The sequence below is a fragment of the Arthrobacter sp. Z1-9 genome (genome assembly GCF_054792695.1).
The window spans coordinates 4,273,557-4,293,448 of sequence record NZ_CP096456.1 but is presented as its reverse complement, the minus strand read 5'-3'; the positions used below and the strand labels follow the sequence as shown (position 1 = coordinate 4,293,448).

Here is a 19,892-nt window from a genome sequence, read left to right as displayed (position 1 = left end):
ACCATGACAGAAACGGCAGTTGGAAAGGACGCGCCGGCCGGACAGGCCGACGCGTCCTTTGCCGAGCTCACCGCCAGGCGCCGGGGGCGTATCCGCCGCTACCTGCACAGGCACCCGCTTGTGATGGACGCTGTAGTGGCCGTCAGCTACAGCCTGCTGGTGACGCCCACGGTGGCGGACGCCACCAGGTCCGGCAACTGGCCCGCGGTCGCCCTGCTGGCGGCGGTGGCCGGGGCGCTGTTCCTCCGCCGTCGCTACCCGGTGGGCCTCGTTGCCTTTGTGGCAGTGGCGGAGGTGGCCGTGACGCTGCTGCATCCGTGGGGTTCCAACGTGTCGGCCGGGCTCTGGTTCTCGTTGTACGCCGCGGCAGTGGCGCACACCCGCCGCTTCGCGCTCATCACCATGGCGGTGGCCACGGCGCCGCTGGCCCTCCTTTACCTGCTGGCCGCCGTCGGGCCCATGGAGAACTCCTTCGTCCACGACACCGGAGTCAACCCCGGCGACTTCCACCTGCTGACCAGCATCGCCACCGGGGCCACCATCGCCCTCTCCAATGTCATCGCCACGGGCATTGGCATCTCCGTCCGGCAGCGGCGGGAACACGAGCAGGAAGTGGCCGCGTGGGCGGCCCGCACCGCCCGGCTCGCGTCGGTGAACGAACGCAACCGGATCGCCAGGGAAATGCACGACGTCGTGGCCCACTCCCTGACGGTGATGATCAGTTTGTCGGACGGCGCCGCCGTCGTGGTCCGGAAGAGTCCGGCGCGCGCGGGCGAGGTGCTGGGGGAACTGTCCCGGACTGGCCGGACGGCCCTTGCCGACATGCGGCGGGTCCTGGGTGTCCTCCGTGATGATGCGGGATCTGCGGCGCCCCCGCTGCCGCTCGCTTCCGGGGACGGCCTGTCGACGCTGCTGGAGGGTTTCCGCACGGCGGGCCTGCCCCTGCACTATTCCCATGCCGGTCCGGCGCTGCCCGACGACGCCGCTTTCCAGCTCACCGTGTACCGGATCGTCCAGGAATCTCTGACCAACGTGCTCCGCTACGGCCATTCGCTGGGGCGGGTGGACGTCTCGATCGCCCGCACCGGATCAACGGTCACCATCGACGTGCTCGACGACGGCGCGGGGGTGCCGGGGCATCCCGCCCCTGACGAGGGCGCGGCGCCTGCCCCGGGGCACGGCTCCTACGGCAGCGGCCAGGGAATCCCGGGAATGGCTGAGCGGGCAAGGATCTACGCCGGCACAGTGGAGGCCGGCCGCAGCGGACGGGGCTGGCGGGTGCGCGCCGTCCTTACCTGGCCGGGCGACGATGTTTCCGGGTCCCTCAGCAACTACGAACTGCAAGGCAAAGCATGACCAATAATCAGGCCATTACCGTCCTGCTGGTGGATGACCAGCCGCTGCTCCGCATGGGTTTCCGGCTCATCCTTGAGGGCGAGGATGACCTGCGGATCCTGGGTGAAGCGTCAAACGGCGCCGAGGCGGTCCGCCAGGTCCGGGAACTGAATCCCGATGTGGTGCTGATGGACGTACGGATGCCGGTGTTGGACGGCATCGAGGCGACGCGTGCCATCACGGACTCCGGAGCCTGCTCCAGGATCATCATCCTGACCACCTTTGATGTGGATGAATATGCCTTCGCGGGTCTCCAGGCAGGCGCGTCCGCGTTCCTGCTGAAGGACGCGGCGCCGTCCGAATTGATTAATGCCGTACGGGTGGTGGCCAGCGGCGACGCCGTGGTGGCACCCAGGATCACCCAGCGGTTGCTGGAAACCTATGTCCGCGGTGCCGCCGAGCCCACGCCGGTGGCTCCTGCCCCTGATCCGCTCCTGGCCGACCTGACGCCCAGGGAGACGGAAATGCTGCAGGCGATGGCCGAAGGACTGTCCAATGCGGAGATCGCCCACCGGTACTTCCTGTCCGAGGCGACGGTTAAGACGCACGTCCGGCGCATCCTCACCAAGCTCCACCTCCGCGACAGGGTCCAGGCAGTGGTCTATGCGTACGAAACCGGCCTGGTGGTTCCCAGCAACCCCGACTACTGAGGGTGCCTGGCACAGGAACCCTATGCAGGCAGTGCGCAGGCGGGTTGGATAGTGCCATGACCAACCGTGTCCCCCACCCGAACCACGATCGCGGCCTCGAATTCGACCTGTCGACCATCATGAGCCGCCGGTCCCTGGGCATGTTCTTTGGCGCGGGCGGCGCCGCCGCTGCCTTGGCTGCCTGCACCCCCGGTGGGCCGAACCCCGGCGGGCCAACCCCCGACGCCGGCCCTTCGGCGTCGTCCGCCGCCCCGGCAACTGCTTCATCGGGCGGTGCTGCTGCCGTAGGGTCGCCGTCGCCCACCCTGACCCGCGCCATTGCCGAGTGCGGCGTGGAAATTCCGCGGGAAACCGCCGGGCCGTTTCCGGCCGACGGCTCCAACGGGCCGAACCTGCTGGAAGCGTCGGGAGTAGTGCGGCGGGACATCGCGACCAGCTTCGGAACGGGGACCGCCAGGGCCGAAGGGGTGCCGCTGACCTTCACCCTGACGCTGCTGGATAACGCCAATGGCTGCGTCCCGCTGGCCGGTGCCGCCGTCTATGCGTGGCACTGCGACCGGGAAGGCAGGTATTCGATGTACGACCCGGAACTAACCAACGAAAACTACCTGCGCGGCGTCCAGGAAGCGGACGCGAACGGCCAGGCAACCTTTACGTCGATTTTCCCCGGCGCCTACTCCGGACGCTGGCCGCATATCCACTTCGAGGTGTTTGAGTCCATGAACAACGCGACGGCGGCAGGGCAGGTTCTGGCCGTTTCGCAGATTGCGCTCACCAAGGCGTCCTGCGACGACGTTTATGCCACACCGGGCTATGAAGCCAGCAGGCGCACCATGGGCCGCACCACCCTGCAGTCGGACAGCGTATTCAGGAACGACGGCGGCATCTACCAGCTCGCCACCATGACCGGATCAGCCGCGGCAGGTTACACGGCGGGGCTTAACGTCACCCTCTAGACTCGGGAGCATGCCTTCTTCATCCTCCGCTGCAGACCACATCCGGGACCTTGGCGCCTACGTCCGTGCATCGCCGTCGAGCTTTCACGCGGTGCACGAAGCGGGCCGCCGGCTGCTGGACGCCGGTTTTGTCCGGCTCGATGAGCTGGAACCTTGGGAAGGCGGCGCCGGTTCCTTCTTCATCATCCGCGACGGCGCGCTGATCGCCTGGGTGGTCCCCGAAGGCGCCGGACCCGCCACCCGGTACAACATCCTGGGGGCGCACACTGACTCGCCCTCCTTCAAGCTCAAGCCCAAGCCCACCATCGGTGCCCACGGTTGGCTGCAGGCGGCGGTGGAGGTGTACGGCGGGCCGCTGCTGAACTCCTGGCTGGACCGGGAGCTGCAGCTCGCCGGGCGGCTGGTGATGCTCGATGGTACCGAGCACCTGACGGCCACAGGGCCCATGCTTCGTTTCCCGCAGTTGGCCATCCACCTGGACCGTGCCGTGAATGACGGCCTGACGCTGGACAAGCAACGGCACATGAATCCGGTATGGGGGCTCGGGCATTCCGGGGATTTTGACCTGCTTGCGGTGCTGGCTTCCCATGTTCCCGGCGCTTCCGTGGATCCTGCCCGCATCGGCGGGTACGACGTCGTCATTGCAGACACACAGGCACCTGCGGTTTTCGGGGGCAACGGGGAGTTTTTCGCGTCGGGGCGGCTGGATAACCTTTCGGCCACCCATGCGGGGCTGGCGGCGCTGATTGCGCACGCTTCTTCTGTTGGTGGTCCGGCTTCTAATGGTCCTGCTTCGGGTGCGCCAATTGCCGTACTTGCGGCCTTCGATCACGAGGAGATTGGCTCCAACTCGCGCTCAGGGGCCTGCGGGCCCATCCTCGAGGATGTGCTGGTGCGCATCTCTGACGGTCTCGGCGCTACGGCGAGCCAGCGGCGGCAAGCGTTCGCGGCGTCGTTCTGTGTTTCGGCCGACGCCGGGCACGCTGTCCACCCCAACTACGCGGAGCGGCACGACCCCGCCAACCACCCTGTAGTTAACGGGGGCCCACTGCTGAAGATCAACGCCAACCAGCGCTACGCCACGGACGCCAACGGGGCAGCTTTTTGGGCCCGGCTTTCCGGAGAAGCCGGGGTGCCGTACCAGGAGTTTGTGTCCAACAACGCGATCCCCTGCGGCTCGACCATCGGCCCACTGACGGCCACGCGCTTGGGAATCAGGACGGTGGACGTCGGCGTTCCGCTGCTTTCCATGCACTCTGCCCGGGAGCTGTGCGGGGTGGAAGATCCGTGGCGGCTGGCCACGGTCACGGAGTTGTTCTTCCGCACGGCTTTTAGCGGCTAGGGGTATACGTAGCCGGTTTGGACCGCTACGCGGGTCTGCCGGCTGGTTTTCGGCCGGGTGTTCTGCTGTGGGTGCCAGTAGGCCCTAGGTATGTAATAGGTAGGCCAGTGGGCCTGACCCATATTCGTGCTGTTTCTGATGGGAATTGACGTACCCCGCCGGCGTTCAGGCAAGCGTCGACGCCGGAAATAGCGACGGCCATACCTGAAATGCGAATGCTAGGCCGGAAACAAATAATGCGCAAGGAAACCCCTATACCCATATTGCCGGGACGCGCTAAACCCCCTATGCCCAAGTATTAATTTGAGCGAAAACCCTATACCTAAGTGACGGACTGTACCCGAACCCCGCTACTTACGTAGAGGCGGCGGATCCTGCCGGGAAAAGGGAGTACAGGCTACTCGTGACACCCCTTTGCGGCGAAACATAGGCTCTTACGACACGGACAAAGTCAAGGGCTGAGTGAGCTGGGGCTACAGGCCAGGCCGAGACCGACAAGCGCTAGTGTCGCGCATTTTGGAAGCGCGACGTCGTCTAATAACCGGTAATTGTCATGAAGTGGTGATGCATTTGTCTATTTCCACCCAGCTTCCAATGTCCTTGTCCGAGCCGACCATCTCGTCACCAAGAGCGTCAGTAAGCGTGGTTATTCCTACCCTGAACGAAGCGATGAATCTTCCCTGGGTGCTTCGCCGCATGCCCTCGTACGTGGATGAAGTCGTCATCGTGGATGGGCGCTCCCATGATCACACGGTCGACGTTGCCAGGGCGCTTCGCGTCGACGTCGTTGTGGTGGACGAGAAGCGCAAGGGCAAGGGCGTGGCCCTCCGGGCGGGGTTCGCTGCAGCTTCGGGAGACATCATCGTCATGCTGGACGCTGACGGAAGCATGGATCCCCAGGAGATCGGCTGGTTCGTCTCCCCGCTCCAGCACGACTATGACTTCGTGAAAGGGTCCCGATACGTCACAGGGGGCGGATCCGAAGACCTGACCTGGTTGAGGAGCGCCGGCAACCGCGCGTTTACGTGGATGGCCAATGCTGTACTGCACAGCAACTACTCCGACCTCTGCTACGGCTACATCGCCTTCCGCAAGGAATGCCTGGAGGTTTTGCAGCTGGAATCCGACGGGTTCGAGATCGAGACAGAGCTGATTGTCCGGGCAGCCAAGGCCGGCCTTCGTATCGCCGAGGTACCCAGCATTGAGCTCGACCGCATCTCGGGAGCCTCCAACCTGCAAACGTTCCGTGACGGGTGGCGGGTCCTGGGGACGCTCGCACGCGAATGCACACTCTGGGAAGCGCCGACTGCCGGAGCCCGTCCCGAGGCCCTCAGGCGTGTGAAGTATGCGTACGAAAACGTCAGGTTTCCGCGCACACCTACTGATCCGCAAAGCCTTCTTTCCGTAGTTCAAGGACTTTGACATGGGCACGAATATCGCACCTCCGACAGTCTCCGTGGTCATTTGCTGCTACACGATGGCGCGCTGGGACAGGTTGCTGGACGTCATTAGCTCCGTCCGTGCACAGACGGTTGTCCCACATGAGGTTTTTGTGGTCGTCGACCACAACCAGGATCTCTATAAACGCCTCATCGCTACCGTTGACGACGTGACGCTTGTGGAGAGCAGCGGCGCCCAAGGGCTCTCCGGGGCCCGGAACACGGGAGTAAGCCTTTGCACCTCCGATGTCGTGGCCTTTCTCGATGACGACGCTGAAGCGGCTCCTGATTGGCTCGAAAAGCTGATCACCTACTATGACGATCCGGATGTACTGGCTGTGGGCGGGCGTGTTGAACCAGTCTGGGAAGCTGGCCGTCCCTCGTACTTCGGTGAGGAGCTGGACTGGATCGTCGGCTGCAGCTACAGGGGCCTGCCCAAGGTCGCCTCCGAGGTCAGGAACGTCATTGGCGCGAACATGTCCTTCCGCCTTGAAGTGCTCCGCCAAGTAGGCGGCTTCAACCTTGACCTTGGACGCCAGGGCACAAAGCCCCTCGGCTGTGAAGAGACGGAGATTTGCATACGTTCGAGGATGGGCACACCGGGGTCACGCATCGTCTACGAACCCGCAGCCCTGGTACGCCACCACGTGCCGGCCAACAGGGGAACATTCCGCTACATGCTGGCCAGGTCCTGGTCCGAAGGGATCTCCAAGGCGCAGGTCAGCCAAGTCGTGGGTCACAAGCGGGCACTTGGCCCGGAACGCCGTTATGTCCGCAGCGTCCTGCCACGCGCCGTTGTTTCCGGAATTTACGACTGGAGCAAAAACCGGGACGGGGGAGGACTTGGGCGGGCAGGGGCCGTTGTTTCGGTTCTGGCCACCACCGCCGCAGGTTATGTCCGCGGACGGCGCTTGGCCCACGTCGCGCCGCTTCCGGGAAGCACGGCTCCCGTGGACGTTGCCTGGAGGGAAGTCCAGTGAGTGAACGCGAGAATGAGCCGCTCCCGGCCGCTGACCGCGGTGGAACGGCACTGCCAGGTCTTCATAGCTTGAACTTGCGGGAGGATGAACATGAATAACCAGATTGCGCGCGAAGATACAGCCGGGGGCGGTTTCGTCGATGGAACTGGCCGTCGTCTCCGGGGGCCGCGGAACCTACGGCCACACTCACTGCTGGCAGCACTGCTGACTGCGCTGCTGCTTGCGGTGAGTGTTGTTGTAGTGGTGCCTGCGGCGTCGGCTGCCACGGGTGATGTTGGGATTGAGGGTCCGGCGCATACCGGGACAGGGACGCCGACGGGCACGAAGCGGGCCACGAGCGGGTTGTGGTTCAACGCCGGAAGCTGGTGGGGGAACCTGTGGGACACGGCCAGTTCGGATTTCCATATCTTCCGCTTCGATGCTGCGACGAGCAGGTGGGTTGACACGGGCGTGGCGACGGACACCCGGGCTAACACACATCATGACGTGCTGTGGGACGGGACGACCTTGTATGTGGCGAGCTATCGGTTCGTTAACGACGGGCTGCCGGCCGAGCCGAACTACCCGACGACCATGCGGCGTTACAGCTACGACTCGGCTGCAAAGACGTACAGGCTGCTGGGTTCTTCCAACATCAACAACCACCGCGTTGAAGCCCTGACCATCGACAAGGACTCAACTGGCCGGGTGTGGGCCACGTGGCAGCAGGGGAACCGCATTTATCTGAACGTCACTGCCACGGACGGCAGGACGTGGGGGACGCCGTTCGCACATCCTGCGCCGTTGAGCAGCGTGTCTGTGGATGACACGTCCGCTGTGATCGCGTTCGGCGGGAACAAAATAGGCGTGATGTGGAGCCGGCAGGTGGGCGACGCCACCGACGGCATGTACTGGAGCTACCACACCGATGGGGCAGCGAGCAACGCCTGGACCACTGCGCAGCCCGCAGTATCGGGGCAGCGCAGCGGTGATGACCACATGAACCTGAAGTGGCTGGACTCCTCGGGCGGAAGGGTTTTCGCCGCCATCAAGACGTCGAACACGACATCTACGCAGCCGCTGATCCAGCTGTTGGCATTGAACGCGACGACATCGGCCTGGTCGGCCCACACGATCGCGACTGTGGCGGAGTGCCCGAACCGGGTGATCGTCCTGATTGACGAGAGCACGCAGATGCTGCGTACCTTCGCTACCTATCCGAAGACGAGTGCCACTGGCGTCACGAACGCCGGTGTCTGCACCAGTTCGGGAGGTGCGATCTACGAAAAATCCACGCCGCTGAACTCGATCAACTTCACCACTTCGAAGACGGCCCGCATCGTGGACGCCGACCAGTATGTCCACAACGTGACATCGACCAAGCAGAACCTCAACAATTCAACGGGCACGGCGAACAGCGGCCTGCTGTTGCTCGCGGATGTGAACGCCACCAGCAGGTACTGGCACCACTACGAACGCTCCAGTGGCACTGTTGTTAGTGATACGCAGGCTCCTACGGTCACGGCTACGTCGCCGGCCGCTAATGCGACTGCTGTGGCGGCGACGACGAATGTGACGGGGACGTTCTCGGAGGCTATGACTGCCTCGAGTGTTTCATCGAGCACGTTCACGTTGACGGGCCCGGGGACGACGTCGGTGCCGGCAGCTGTGACGTATAGCAGCACCGGCAACGTTGCGACGTTGAATCCTACTGCGGATCTGGCAGCCAGTACGACATACACGGCGACGCTCAAGGGTGGCACCAGCGGCGTGAAGGATGCTGCAGGTAACGCTTTGGCGGCCGACAGGACCTGGACCTTCACCACGGCGCCTGCTGCGTCCGGCGGCGATACGACGCCTCCGACGGTGACGACTACATCTCCAGCTAGCAATGCGACTGGTGTGGCTTTGGCGTCGAATGTGACCGGCACGTTCTCTGAGACGATTGATCCCTCGACGGTCACGGCGAGCTCGTTCACGTTGACGGGGCCGGCGGGTACGGTCCAGGCGACGTACAGCGGTGCGGGCAACGTTGCGACGTTGAATCCTACTGCGGATTTGGCGGCGAGTACGTCGTACACGGCGACGCTCAAGGGTGGCGCCAGCGGCGTGAAGGATGCTGCAGGTAACGCCTTGGTGGCCGACAGGACCTGGACCTTCACCACGGCCGCTCCGGTTGGCGGCGGCACGACGACGACCGTCACGGTCACTGCCACCGCTGACAGCTACGTCTCGGCCGGGGCGGTGACGGTGAACAATGGCACCAGTACCATGCTGGGCGTAGACGCCAGCACAGAGGAGATCACGTACTTGAAGTTCAACCTGTCGGCTTATGCAGGCAGAACGTTGCAGAGTGCAGTGTTGCAGCTGCGCAGCGCCGGGAGCGGGTCCACGGGTACGCAGAACGTCAAGCTGGTTGCTAATGACAGCTGGACCGAGACAGGCATCACCTACAACAACAAGCCAGCGCTCGGCACCAGCATTCTCGGCACGCTCGGCCCAACAGCGATCAACACCAACTACGACGTTTCGCTGAACGCCACCGCTGTGAACGGTGAGCTCGGCGGAGAACTCTCACTTGGTATGGACTCCAGCAGCAGCGACGGCCTGGACCTTAACTCCAAGGAGGCCAATGGTGGATCGTACACACCCAAGCTGGTACTCACGCTGGCGAATTAGCCGGACGCCGTCCACACCGACCGACACCATCCATCAACACCATCCAACCGACACCACCTACCAGCAACACCATCTAAAAGACACCAACAAACAGGGGACAACAATGCACAAGCAGACCAAGACCAACTCCAAGGCACTGCACTTCGACATCCATGGCCGGATCACGCTCCGCGTCGACGCTGAGGCGCCGTCAGCGCCGCAGCTGAGGAGCATGTTGGCGTGTTTCGCTACTGACACCGAAAGGCCGGCAGACATCACAGTGGATGACCGACTGGAGCCAATGCCGGATGCGGGTCTGCTTGAGCACGAGCTCGCGTACACGGAAACTGGCGTGCGCTTCCAGGCCGAGAAGCTCCAGGTCGTGAGGGACGGAAACCAGTGGCGCATCCACGGTCCGGGCGAGCTGTTGACCTCCGTGGTTCCCGTTCTGGATGCCGCCATGGTGGCTCGAGGAGCGGGCATGATCCACGCGGCAACGATGGCGTACAAGGGGCACGCGATCGCGCTCCCGGCCGCCGGCGGAACCGGTAAGACGAGTACCGCCGCCAAGCTGATGCGGCGGGAGGGGTGGTCGTTCATGGGCGATGACTGGGCCTTCCTCTCCGAGGACGCCACGTTGCTCGGGTACGCGAAGCCGATGTTCATCAAGCCGCACCACCGCGCCATCTACCCGCACCTGTTTGAAGGTGTCCGCAAGCCCCTCGTTCCGCCGCAGCTCTCGAAGAGCGTTGGCCGCCTCACAACGGTGGTGCATCCGTACGTCATCCGGTATCCGCGCCTCGCGGAGTTCTCCCGGCGCTGGTCCCCGGAGCACCGCATGGTCGATGCCGGGACCGCGTTTCCGGGCCGGGAAGTGACCACCACGGCCCCGCTCGCGGCGGCCATCTACATCGAGCGCTACGAGGGCTCCCGGTCCCGGATTGTCGAGCGGACCACCGATTGGATGGTGGACCGGATGCTCGGCAACTTCCACATCGAGATGGCGGGATTCTCGCAGCATGTGGTGACAGGCCTGGCCGCCACGTCCGTCGTCCCGTGGCGCGAGCACTTCGCCGCGAAAGGGGTCGTGCTGAGTAAAGCCCTGGACGGACGGCCCTGCCACCTGCTGCAGGTGCCTGCCGCGTACAGCGCGGACGAGGCGTCGGACGATATTGTCCGGTACCTCGAGGAGCTGCTGCCGTCGGTCCTCGACGAGCAGATCTGAGGGGGTGGACAGAGTGGGACCAAGCCCTTCCGAGATCACCGCGGTTGTTCCGGCCCGCAACGCGGAGCTCATGCTCCCGCGCTGCCTGGAAGCCCTGCGCCAGTCCGGCGTCGCCGAGATCATCCTGGTGGACGGATGCTCTACCGACCGGACCGTCGAAATCGCCCTCGCGGCCGGTGCCCGGATCCTGAGTGACGAGGGCCGTGGCCTCCCGTGGGCCCGAACACTGGGGGTGCAGAACAGCAGCACCCGCTGGGTCCTGCTCGTTGATTCCGACGTCGTGTTCGGGCCAACAGGGGTCGCAGACCTGCTCACGGAACTGGTCGAAGGCGGTTACGACGCACTCCAGGCCGGTCTGGAGAGTGTCGCCGGGCCCGGCTACTGGGGGCAGGCGCTGGCACATCACCACCGCACCGGCCGCAGCCGCAACTGGTTCGGGCTCGTGGCGACGGTCGTCGACCGGGAGCTGATGCTGGGTGTGGGCTTTGACGACAAGTTCAAGTCGGGGGAGGACATCGAGCTGCGTTGGCGGATGCGGCAGTCAGGGCTGCGAACCGGCGTGTCACAGCGGGTCGTTGTTGAACACCGCTTCGCCGCGGACGACTTCGACTTTGCGCTCGACCAATTCCTTATGGACGGAACGGGATTGGGACGGATGATCCGCAAGCATGGCTGGCGGGGTGCGAGGTTGGCGCTGCTGCCCGCCGCCGCGGCAGTCCGCGGCAGCGCCCTAAGCCTCGCCTCGGGCCAGCCTCGGTGGCTGCGTTACTACCTCGCCTTCTGCTGGTACAACTATGCGGGCTTAGCGAAAGGTCTCGCGTCATGAGTGCCGAGGTCGGGACTGCTGTCCCGGACCCCGTGACTGAGCGGCACTCCGCCTTGCGGAGCTCCCTCGGCCTCATCGTTGGCAAGGGCGCCCAGATTGGCTGGGGTTTTGCCTTCTGGGTTGTGGCGGCGCGTGCGACGTCAGACCGTGAGGTTGGGCTCACCATGGCCGCGGTTGCTGCAGTGATGATCTGCACGCAGCTCGCGGTGCTGGGTGCCGGATCGGCGGTGATCGTCGCGGTGGGGCGGGGAGAGCCACCCGCACGGGTGCTGGACGCGGCGTTCGCCATCGTGGGGGTAGCCGGCACCGTGCTGGCCGTCGGCTACCTCGTGCTGCAGTCGGCTGTGGCGCCGGACACGGCATCGGCTTCGGTTCTCTTCTGGCTTACGTTCCTTGCGGCTGCCGTCACCGGCACCCTGGTGATCGTGCTGGACCAGGCACTCGTGGCGTTGGGCCGCGGTGCCAGCGCGAGCTTGAGGTACGCGTTGGGCGGCGGGGTTTCTCTCGGGGCGGCAGCGCTCGTGGCCTGGCAGGCCCACGGCGCCTCCGCCGACGTGGTGATGGCCTGCTGGACCCTCGGGAATGCGGTGGCGTGCGTCGTCGGTGTGGTCCAGCTGCGAAAACTGATTGGCTACCGGCCGCGGCCGTCCTTGCGCCCGGCGCGGGGCCGTCCTCTGTTGGCGGTGGGTATTCCGTACCAGCTCCTCACCCTCACGGAGCGCGCCCCCGGGCTGGTGCTGCCGCTCCTGCTCGCCCACACGGTGGCACCGGAGACCGCTGCGTACTGGTATCCCGCATGGATGATGGCTTGGGCCGCCTACTCCGCTCCGATGCTGATGGGCATCGTCCAGTTTTCCGAGGGTGTCCGCGACCCGCACCGCCTGGTCTCGACGACCTGGGCGAGTCTTCGTTGGTCGCTCGCCATCGGAGGTCTGGCGGCAGTCGTCCTCGTCCTCCTCGCTCACCCGCTGCTTAGCCTGCTGGGCGAGCGGTACGCGGACGCATCCGCTGACGCTTTGCGGTGGTTGGCCGCCGGACTGGTGCCGTACGCGGTGCTGCAGGCCTACAACGCCGTGTGCCGGGCTCTCGGCCGCTACACGGAGCCAATCGTGGTCGGCGTGACGATCGGCATCGCCCTCTGCGTTTCAGCGCTGTTTGTCGCCGAAACAGGCCCCGGTGCCATGGCCCTTGCGTGGCTGGTGGTGCTCTCCATTGGGGCCGTTGCGGTCGGCCTACGGCTAGTCGCCGTTCTCCGGCGCATTACTAAGGAGTCACGATGACCACCACAATTGATGCACCCCAGCGCATCCAGGCAGGCTGGAAGCCCCGCGACGTGGGGTGCGCACTGGCGGGCGTAGTGTCACTGGCGCTTGTCGTCTGGGCCGCGTCCACGGTGGCACTGCCCGTAAACAGCGACCTGGGGCTTATCGCCGTCCTGCCCTATCCGTTCTGGGTGGGGCTTCTGGTCCTGAACATCGCCTTTGTCGTGGCGCTGCGCGGAGATGCCGAGGGCCCGGCGCGCCGCCCGGTCATGTTGTGGCTGGTCGTGGTGCTGGTGCTCGTGCTCTTCGGCACCGCAGCCTTCGTGACGGACGTACCGCGGGGTGAGGTCGCGTTCCGCCACCTCGGCATTGCGGACGCCCTCTCGACCACCGAGGGGGTCAACCCGGACATCGATGCCTACTTCAACTGGCCGGGGTTCTTTGCCCTCCTGGCAACGGTGCTTAAGGCGACAGGTCTTGACCCGGTGACCGTTGCCCTGTGGGCACCGGTGATCAACATGGGTCTGTGGCTCGCTGCCCTCAGTGTCCTGACGGGTTACCTGACGCGCGATGCGCGCCGGCGCTGGCTCGTGCTCTGGATCTTCTGCCTCGGCAACTGGCAGGACCAGGACTACCTCTCTCCCCAGGCCTTCGCCTTCTTCCTGTACCTCGTCGTCATCGCGCTGGTCCTCGGCCCGTTGGCCGCGCGGACCCCCAGGTTCCTCGGCTTCGGACGCGCCGACCTGGCGGAGTGGTGGCGAGGGCGGTCGCCCGCCGACCACCGGCCGGGGCACCGCTTGACCGCCCTCGCGGTGACCCTCCTGCTCATCACGGTCATCTGCGCGAGCCATCAACTGACGCCGTTCCTGGTACTCATCACCATCACTGCCCTCACCCTGAGCGGACGTGTCTGGCCCAGCCGGCTGCCCCTGATTACCGCGGTCGTGCTGGCGCTTTGGCTCGTCTTCCCCGCCAGCGCATACCTCGCCGGGAACCCACCCCTGGCGGAAGGAGGACTGCTGGCCGCGATCGACGCCAACGTCGTCGACCGCGTGAGCGGGACTGCCGGCCACGTGCTGGTAGTGCAGGTCCGGGTCCTTCTTACCCTCGTGCTGTGGGCGCTCGCCACGGCAGGGGCCGTGCGCGACTGGCGCAGGGGGCGTCTGGACATCCGGGTGGTCCTCCTCGCCGTCACCCCGCTGCTGCTCTTCCCCGTGCAGTTGTACGGCGGGGAGATGCTCATCCGCGTCTCGCTGTTCGCGCTGCCCTTCATCGCCCTGCAGGCATGCTCGGTCCTGCTCCCCGCGGACGGCAGCACCCGCCCCTCCCCCCGTGCCGCGGGAGGCCTCGTGCTTACGTGCCTCCTGTTGGCCGGGATGACTGTGACAGGCAGGTTCGGGAACGCCCAGTATGACGTCTTCACCGACAACGAGATCGCTGCCGTTGCCGCTGCGCAACGCCTCGCGCCCCCCGGCTCGATGATGATCTCGGCGTCCACCCCGACGCCGTGGCGCAGCGAGGGATACCTCGAACACAAATACCGGACGATCGATTTCCTGTGCAAGGCCGACTTGTCGACGCCGACGTGCGGGCCGCTCGTCTACGAAGACGCCAGGGACAACCCTGCCGGTGCCGTCGTGCTGCTCACGCGCTCGTCGGAGGCGAGTCTCGTGGTCCGGGGTGTCAGCAGCGAGGGCAGCTTCGATGAGCTGGAGGCGTGGTTGAGCGCGCAGGACGGCGTGGAGCTCGTGTTCAGCAATGTTGACGCACGCGTTTACCAGGTGAAGCCATGATCGCGGGCATCAGCCGGCCCACCGCGGTGCTCGGTCTCGCGGCCGTCGCGCTGTCGCTGGTGACGCTCGTCGGGCTGCCGACACCGCTGCAGGCGGTTGCCGCGATAGCCATCCTCATCCTGCTGCCGGGGCAGGCGCTGGCCAGACTCACGCCGGTTACCGACTTCGCGCTCAGCGCGCTGCTGGTCCTGGCGCTTGGCCTCGCCGCGCTCACGGCGGTTTCCACGGTGATGTTTTACCTCGCTGTGTGGTCGTGGCAGGCATGTGTTGTCACGATGGGCGTCATCACCATCCTCGCGTGCGTAGCACGCGCACGACAGGAGGCAGTGTCATGATCGATCTGTCGGTACTGCTGGCGACGGCGGCGCTGGTCGTCACCCTCGCCTTGCTCGTTACCCTCGTCGGGCTTGAGGTCCGACGCGTTGGACCTCAAGGCGGGCAGCCCTCGGCACGTCCGAGGTTACTCGGCCGGACAGTGAGCCGCAGGGTCGTGGCCGTCATGTGGATAGTGTCCTTGCTCTTCTTCCTTCCACGTGTGTTGGAACTGCTGGCGTGAGCCGCGAGGCCCGCTGGTGGCTCCTCAGCGACCTGCACCTGGGTGTGTCCGACGACGACCCCCGGCGCCCCGGCCAAGTGCTGGCCGACTTCCTGCGCCGCGAGGTGCTCGCAGCCTCCGGTCTGCAGCAGCACGTCGTCTTTGTCGGGGACACGTTCGAGCTGGCCGGGTTCGACGAGGACGAGAGCCTGGCCCGGCTCGAGTCCATCCTCGTCCGGCATCCCGACGCGTCCCGGGCGCTGGAGGCGTGTGCGGCGCGCGGCGTGCACCTGCACTTCGTGTGCGGGAACCATGATGTGGAACTGGCCCGGCCCTCGGTTGCCGCCCGCCTGTCGGCGCTGCTGTCCCCCGCCGAGCCCACGCGGGTCCGGGTGCATCCGTGGTTCCTGCACGTGCCCCACGTGCTCGTGGCCGAGCACGGGCACCAGCACCACGCCCTGCACCGGATTCCCGAGGTGCTCCGGGCGGCGGTCAACGGCACCGACGAGCTGGACCTTCCGCCGCTCGCCGCCTGGCACGCCCATCCGTCGAGATCCCGTCTGGGCCGTGCCGGGGCCGTTGCCCGCTCCTGCCTGGCGTCTGAGTTGGCGGAACGTCGCATTCGGGAGCCGGCGTACGACGAGCTGTTGCAGGGCGAGTCACTGCGGCTCGCCCTCGACAAGGCGGCCGTTCGGGACCTGGCGCGCCTGTCCCGGTTCCGGACGGTGTCGGCGCTTCCGCGCGCCGCCACCCGTATGGTGCTCGCGGCCGCCGGACGTACCATAGCCGTGGAGGAGGCTCCTGCGGCAGCGGGGCAGGTCGCACGTACTCTCGAGGAGCACGGTTCCGGGGTGGCCTGGTACATCTCGGGCCATACGCACCGGGCCCTCGAGTCAGCGCTGGAGACGTTCCCCACCCGGTACATCAACACCGGCACGTGGTGCTCGGACGTCCGCGGCCGCGGAGCTGACCAGTCGGACCGCCGGGTGTTCCCGTACGCCGTGGTCGACGTCAGCCGCGACGGCGCCACCAGCGGCGGGCTGAGGTACTGGCGTCCGGACGGCAGCTAAGCCTCATCCTCCCAGGAGAGGCATTCCCGATCCGCGGTTCTCCAGCCGCACGGGCAATGGGTTGGCTGATCCATCGTCCACGATGGCCAACGTCAACATTCGCTCACCGTCCACTCCCAAACCCAAAGGCGTCCCGGTCGATTTCGTGGGCCGGGACGCCCGCCCAGGTCTCGCCGTCGGGCACGTTGCTGAGTACGGCGGCACCCATGCCAACGGTGGCGTAAGCCCCTACCGATGTCCGTTCCCTGACGCTGGAGTTCATCCCCAGGTAGGCCGCCCGCCCGATCCGTACCCCGCCGCCCAGCGACACGCCGGCGGCGAACGTGGCGAAGTCCGCCACGTTGTCATCGTGCGTGAAGGTCACCGAGGGCATGGCCACCACATGGGACCCCAGGGTGACGGACGCTGTCAGAGTGACGTTCCGCAGCAGGATGCTGCCCCGGCCGATCCTGCACCCCTCGGGGGGCTGCACGGAGGGATCGATTGCCGTGGCATAGCGGGCCTCGTGCAGGCCCATGCCTGCCAGGCGCTCCACCACTGCCTCCCTCGACTTTCCGGAGTCGATGCATACAAGCACAAACGCGTGTGTGTACTTCGGTGCGTCGTCGATGGTACCCAGGACCGGCGCGCCGTCCACGGTGACGCCCGCCATCTCCTTGTCGTCGTCGAGCAGGCCCACGACGTCGTACTGGCCGCTGCTGCGCACCATCGCCAGGACTTCACGGGCCAGGCCGCTCGCGGCGATAAGGATGAGCTCGCTCACGCCCGTGCACCGGCGGCCACACCAATAAAGGCAAGGGAAGGCACGACGACGCCGTCCCCGGCTCGGGTGCCGGCCCCCAACAACGGGCACCCGCCAACTGATACCTCTACCATGATTACCCCTTCCAGGCGTGACGGCTTTGCACTCTGTCCCTGATGCAAAATTAGTCCTGGAAAGGCGGCTATGGCAGAGAAAGGCAGGGCCTCTGTGGATACGGGAAGGGAACAGTGCGGAAACTGCGGGTACCTGCAATTGCCCGCTTTCGCCAAGCTTCGCCTGGTGCCTGACTAAAGGACGGGCAGGACGTATGGCTCCCGGGCCGCGGCTTCCTTGCCTGCTGCCAGGGCCGTCAGCTGGGCGCGTGATTCGACGCCAAGCTTGCGGTAGATCGCCGTGAGGCGCACTTCCACGGTCCGGACGGACACGTAGAGCGTGGCTGCGATTTCCTTGTTCCGCATCCCTCTCGCCACCATTTTTGCCAATGCCCGTTCGTGGTCAGCGAGCATCAACATGGCCGGGTTGCCAGGGGCGCCGACGGGTTCCACCCGTTCGTCCAGCAACAGGGAATCCACGTGCTGGGTCCAGGCATCGGCCCCGGCTTCGTCGAACATCACTTTCGCACGCAGCAGCCCGTCCCGGGCTTCGCGCAGCCGCCCAAACGCACCCAGCCGCTCTGCGTAGCAGAGCATCGTCCGGGCCCGCTCCAGCATCGACTCGTGAGCGATCCTGCCCTCCAGGGCGTGGCTGAACAGCTGAAGGGACTGTTCGCCGTCGGCCAGCATGGCCCGGCTGCGGGCAATGGCGGACATAAGCCAGGGTGAGCGTACTCCCACGGACCGGCTCTCCAGGCGGAAAAGCGCCTCGGTGGCTTCCCGGTGCCGTCCCAGCCGTACCAGGACCTCCACCAGGTCCGCCTCGCATCGCAGCAGTGCTGGGTTCCGGAAGGCCAGCCCGATCTCAGCAGCCCGGGACAACTGCGCGAACGACTCCGCAAGGTTGCCGCGCATAAGGGCGAACTGGCCCTGGCACGCGGCCAGTTGGGCCGCCATCGCCGGATGGCTTTCAGCGCCAAAGGAATGCTGCGCCTCCGCAACATAAACACGTGCCAGCGCCTCGTCACCCAAAGCCTGCGCCCGCCACACCCGGAAGATGTGCCGCATCCCGCGATGATATTTGGTCTCCGGCTCAGAAAGTTCCAGGTCTTCGATGAGCTTTATGGCCGTCCGGACATTCCCGGCGCGGATCTCGTTGTCCACTGCAAGGATCTCTGCGGTTTCCCGCCAGTTGATGTTGCTCGCCTCAACAGAGTTCCGGACCATGGTGAACGCCTCCTGGGCAGGTTCATGGTGTCCGGCATAGCTCAGGGAGCGGCCCTGGACCAGGAGCGCCGCCACGATGCGGCTTCCGCCGGCCTCGTGCTTACGGGCCAAGTGTTCGGTGTTTCCGCCGATAACCTCGATCAGCAGCTTGGCGCGCCCGGCAATTTCCAGGCAGTCTGCGGACGCGGAATCCCGAAACTTTTCGATGTACTGCAACAGGCCGGCCGCATCCTCCAGCTCCCAGCGCTCCGCGTAGTACAGGGACGCCATGGCCAGCAGGCCGGAGGCGAATGGGGGGTCGTGCCGGCCGAATTCCTTCACCAGGCGCAGCACGGCGCTGGAGCGCACCGCGGCTCCCTGGATGAACTGGATCTCGAAGGCAAGCCCGGTCAGGCGAAGGATCAGGGCAGGGTTGCGCGTCACCCGTTGCGCCCAGGCCAGGTAACGCTTGGCGTAGACAAACTCAGCCCTGTTGAACAGCATTTCGGCTACAGCGGCGAGGCGGGCGGCTGTCTCAGGCTCCCAAGGGTTGATGGTGAGGGCACGTTCAATGTATTCGACGGCGAAGGCGATTTCCCCGCTGCGGATGAGGTCAACGGCGAACCCGAGGAGGCCGAACGGCGTCTGCCGCTCCAAAGCGGTAAAGCTGAGGTGCCACCGCCGGGCATAGGGGTCATTGGGATGGGCCGCTTCGGCCATGGCGCGGTGGTTGGCGGTCCGCGATGCCGGAGTCATTGCCGCGAAGACATAACCGCGGAGCAACTGGTCCTGAATCCGAAGGTGCGGTCCTGTCCTGCTGACAATGCCGGTGGCCAGGAGTTCGTCGATCCCGGGCCACAGCTGGCTGTACACCTTCTCCAAAGTCGCGATGTCGCTCCGGCAGGACAACGAAAGGAGATCCAGGACGCGGCGCGCATCCTGGGTCAGCCCTGCGACGGTCGCAGCGAACTCGGATTCGAAGCTGCCCCTGCAGGGCAATGGCACCGGAAGGGCGTATTTCCCTTCGGTCTGCCGCTCAAGCAGGCAGGTGTAGAGCTCAACGGCGGCGAGCGGATTGCCCTGCGTCGCCGCGGCAACCACATGGACGGCCGCCGGAGCGGTCTGCGGCGCCGGGATCGACTCGAGCATCCGGACGGTGTCGGTGTAGCTCAGTGGCTTCAGGTGAAGCGCCGGCAGGCTTGCGAACGGGCTGTCAGGGGCTTCTTCGTGCACGCCGATGAACAGGGCCAGGTCCGTCCGGGCAAGGCGGCGCGCCAGGAATCCGACCACCGCCTGGCTACTTGGGTCCAGCTGGTCAGCGTCGTCCATAACAATGACCGTTCGCGAGGACGTGCGCTGGTGCAATCCGTTGAGGAGCATGGTGGAAAGCGTGGGAACGTCCATGGCGCCGTTGGAACCCCCAGCGCCGTTGAATCTGCCGAGCAACTCGTCCGCAAGGCGGTTAAGGACGGGATCATCGATCCCGTTCAGGAGCGCTGTGAGTCCGGAGAACGGCCAGTCGGACTCCGATGCGCTTGCCCGCAGGAAGACCGTCCGGTAGTCGGAAAGCCTGGGGATCTCGGACAGCAGCGCGGTTTTTCCCACACCTCGCCGGCCGACGACGACCAGTGCGGACTCCTTGGGTCCCCGGATCACGGAAAGGATCCGGTCCAGCTCCCTGCTTCGGCCAACTAACGACATGTGGTCCCCATCCATCGAAG

General features: G+C 65.7%; 15 protein-coding genes. 13 read left to right on the top strand and 2 right to left on the bottom strand.

What is annotated here, in order from left to right:
• Positions 1-3: 3 nt before the first annotated feature.
• The 13 genes from M1D93_RS19825 to M1D93_RS19765 all read left to right on the top strand — a co-directional run bounded on the left by M1D93_RS19825 (position 4) and on the right by M1D93_RS19765 (position 16,110).
• Positions 4-1,356, top strand: coding sequence for a sensor histidine kinase (locus tag M1D93_RS19825; protein ID WP_461173142.1), 1,353 nt, complete (start codon positions 4-6; stop codon positions 1,354-1,356).
• Positions 1,353-2,045 (top strand): response regulator, encoded by a 693-nt coding sequence (locus M1D93_RS19820; protein WP_461173141.1) that lies wholly within the window; start codon positions 1,353-1,355, stop codon positions 2,043-2,045. The genes M1D93_RS19825 and M1D93_RS19820 overlap by 4 nt, the downstream gene beginning before the upstream one ends.
• Before the next feature lie 56 nt (positions 2,046-2,101).
• On the top strand, positions 2,102-3,001 hold the full coding sequence (locus M1D93_RS19815; protein ID WP_461173140.1) for an intradiol ring-cleavage dioxygenase: 900 nt from the start codon (positions 2,102-2,104) through the stop codon (positions 2,999-3,001).
• Positions 3,002-3,011: 10 nt separating this feature from the next.
• Positions 3,012-4,343: a M18 family aminopeptidase gene (locus M1D93_RS19810; RefSeq protein WP_461173139.1), complete on the top strand. Its 1,332-nt coding sequence runs from the start codon at positions 3,012-3,014 to the stop codon at positions 4,341-4,343.
• A gap of 642 nt (positions 4,344-4,985) precedes the next feature.
• Entirely contained in the window at positions 4,986-5,765 is a 780-nt protein-coding gene (locus M1D93_RS19805; RefSeq protein ID WP_461173138.1) for a glycosyltransferase family 2 protein, read from the top strand.
• A 1-nt stretch (position 5,766) separates the two neighbouring features.
• Entirely contained in the window at positions 5,767-6,762 is a 996-nt protein-coding gene (locus tag M1D93_RS19800) for a glycosyltransferase (protein ID WP_461173137.1), read from the top strand.
• A gap of 90 nt (positions 6,763-6,852) precedes the next feature.
• Positions 6,853-9,420 carry an Ig-like domain-containing protein gene (locus tag M1D93_RS19795; protein ID WP_461173136.1) on the top strand — a complete coding sequence of 856 codons (2,568 nt, stop codon included), beginning with the start codon at positions 6,853-6,855 and terminating at the stop codon, positions 9,418-9,420.
• A gap of 103 nt (positions 9,421-9,523) precedes the next feature.
• Positions 9,524-10,624 carry a hypothetical protein gene (locus tag M1D93_RS19790; protein WP_461173135.1) on the top strand — a complete coding sequence of 367 codons (1,101 nt, stop codon included), beginning with the start codon at positions 9,524-9,526 and terminating at the stop codon, positions 10,622-10,624.
• A gap of 13 nt (positions 10,625-10,637) precedes the next feature.
• A complete protein-coding gene (locus M1D93_RS19785; protein ID WP_461173134.1) occupies positions 10,638-11,450 on the top strand; it encodes a glycosyltransferase in 813 nt (270 codons plus the stop codon).
• Entirely contained in the window at positions 11,447-12,730 is a 1,284-nt protein-coding gene (locus tag M1D93_RS19780; protein ID WP_461173133.1) for a lipopolysaccharide biosynthesis protein, read from the top strand. The genes M1D93_RS19785 and M1D93_RS19780 overlap by 4 nt, the downstream gene beginning before the upstream one ends.
• The gene (locus M1D93_RS19775; RefSeq protein ID WP_461173132.1) at positions 12,727-14,505 is read left to right on the top strand and encodes a glycosyltransferase; all 1,779 of its coding nucleotides are present in this window, start codon (positions 12,727-12,729) and stop codon (positions 14,503-14,505) included. The genes M1D93_RS19780 and M1D93_RS19775 overlap by 4 nt, the downstream gene beginning before the upstream one ends.
• Positions 14,502-14,840, top strand: a complete 339-nt coding sequence (locus tag M1D93_RS19770; RefSeq protein ID WP_461173131.1) for a hypothetical protein — start codon at positions 14,502-14,504, stop codon at positions 14,838-14,840. Before M1D93_RS19775 ends, M1D93_RS19770 begins: the two co-directional genes overlap by 4 nt.
• Positions 14,841-15,057: 217 nt before the next feature.
• Entirely contained in the window at positions 15,058-16,110 is a 1,053-nt protein-coding gene (locus M1D93_RS19765) for a hypothetical protein (RefSeq protein ID WP_461173130.1), read from the top strand.
• Positions 16,111-16,213: 103 nt separating this feature from the next.
• Here the strand turns inward: M1D93_RS19765 and M1D93_RS19760 are convergent, their stop codons facing one another.
• Positions 16,214-16,873, bottom strand: coding sequence for an acetyltransferase (locus M1D93_RS19760; RefSeq protein WP_461173129.1), 660 nt, complete (start codon positions 16,871-16,873; stop codon positions 16,214-16,216).
• A 287-nt stretch (positions 16,874-17,160) separates the two neighbouring features.
• The gene (locus M1D93_RS19755) at positions 17,161-19,872 is read right to left on the bottom strand and encodes a helix-turn-helix transcriptional regulator (RefSeq protein ID WP_461173128.1); all 2,712 of its coding nucleotides are present in this window, start codon (positions 19,870-19,872) and stop codon (positions 17,161-17,163) included.
• Positions 19,873-19,892 lie beyond the last annotated feature (20 nt).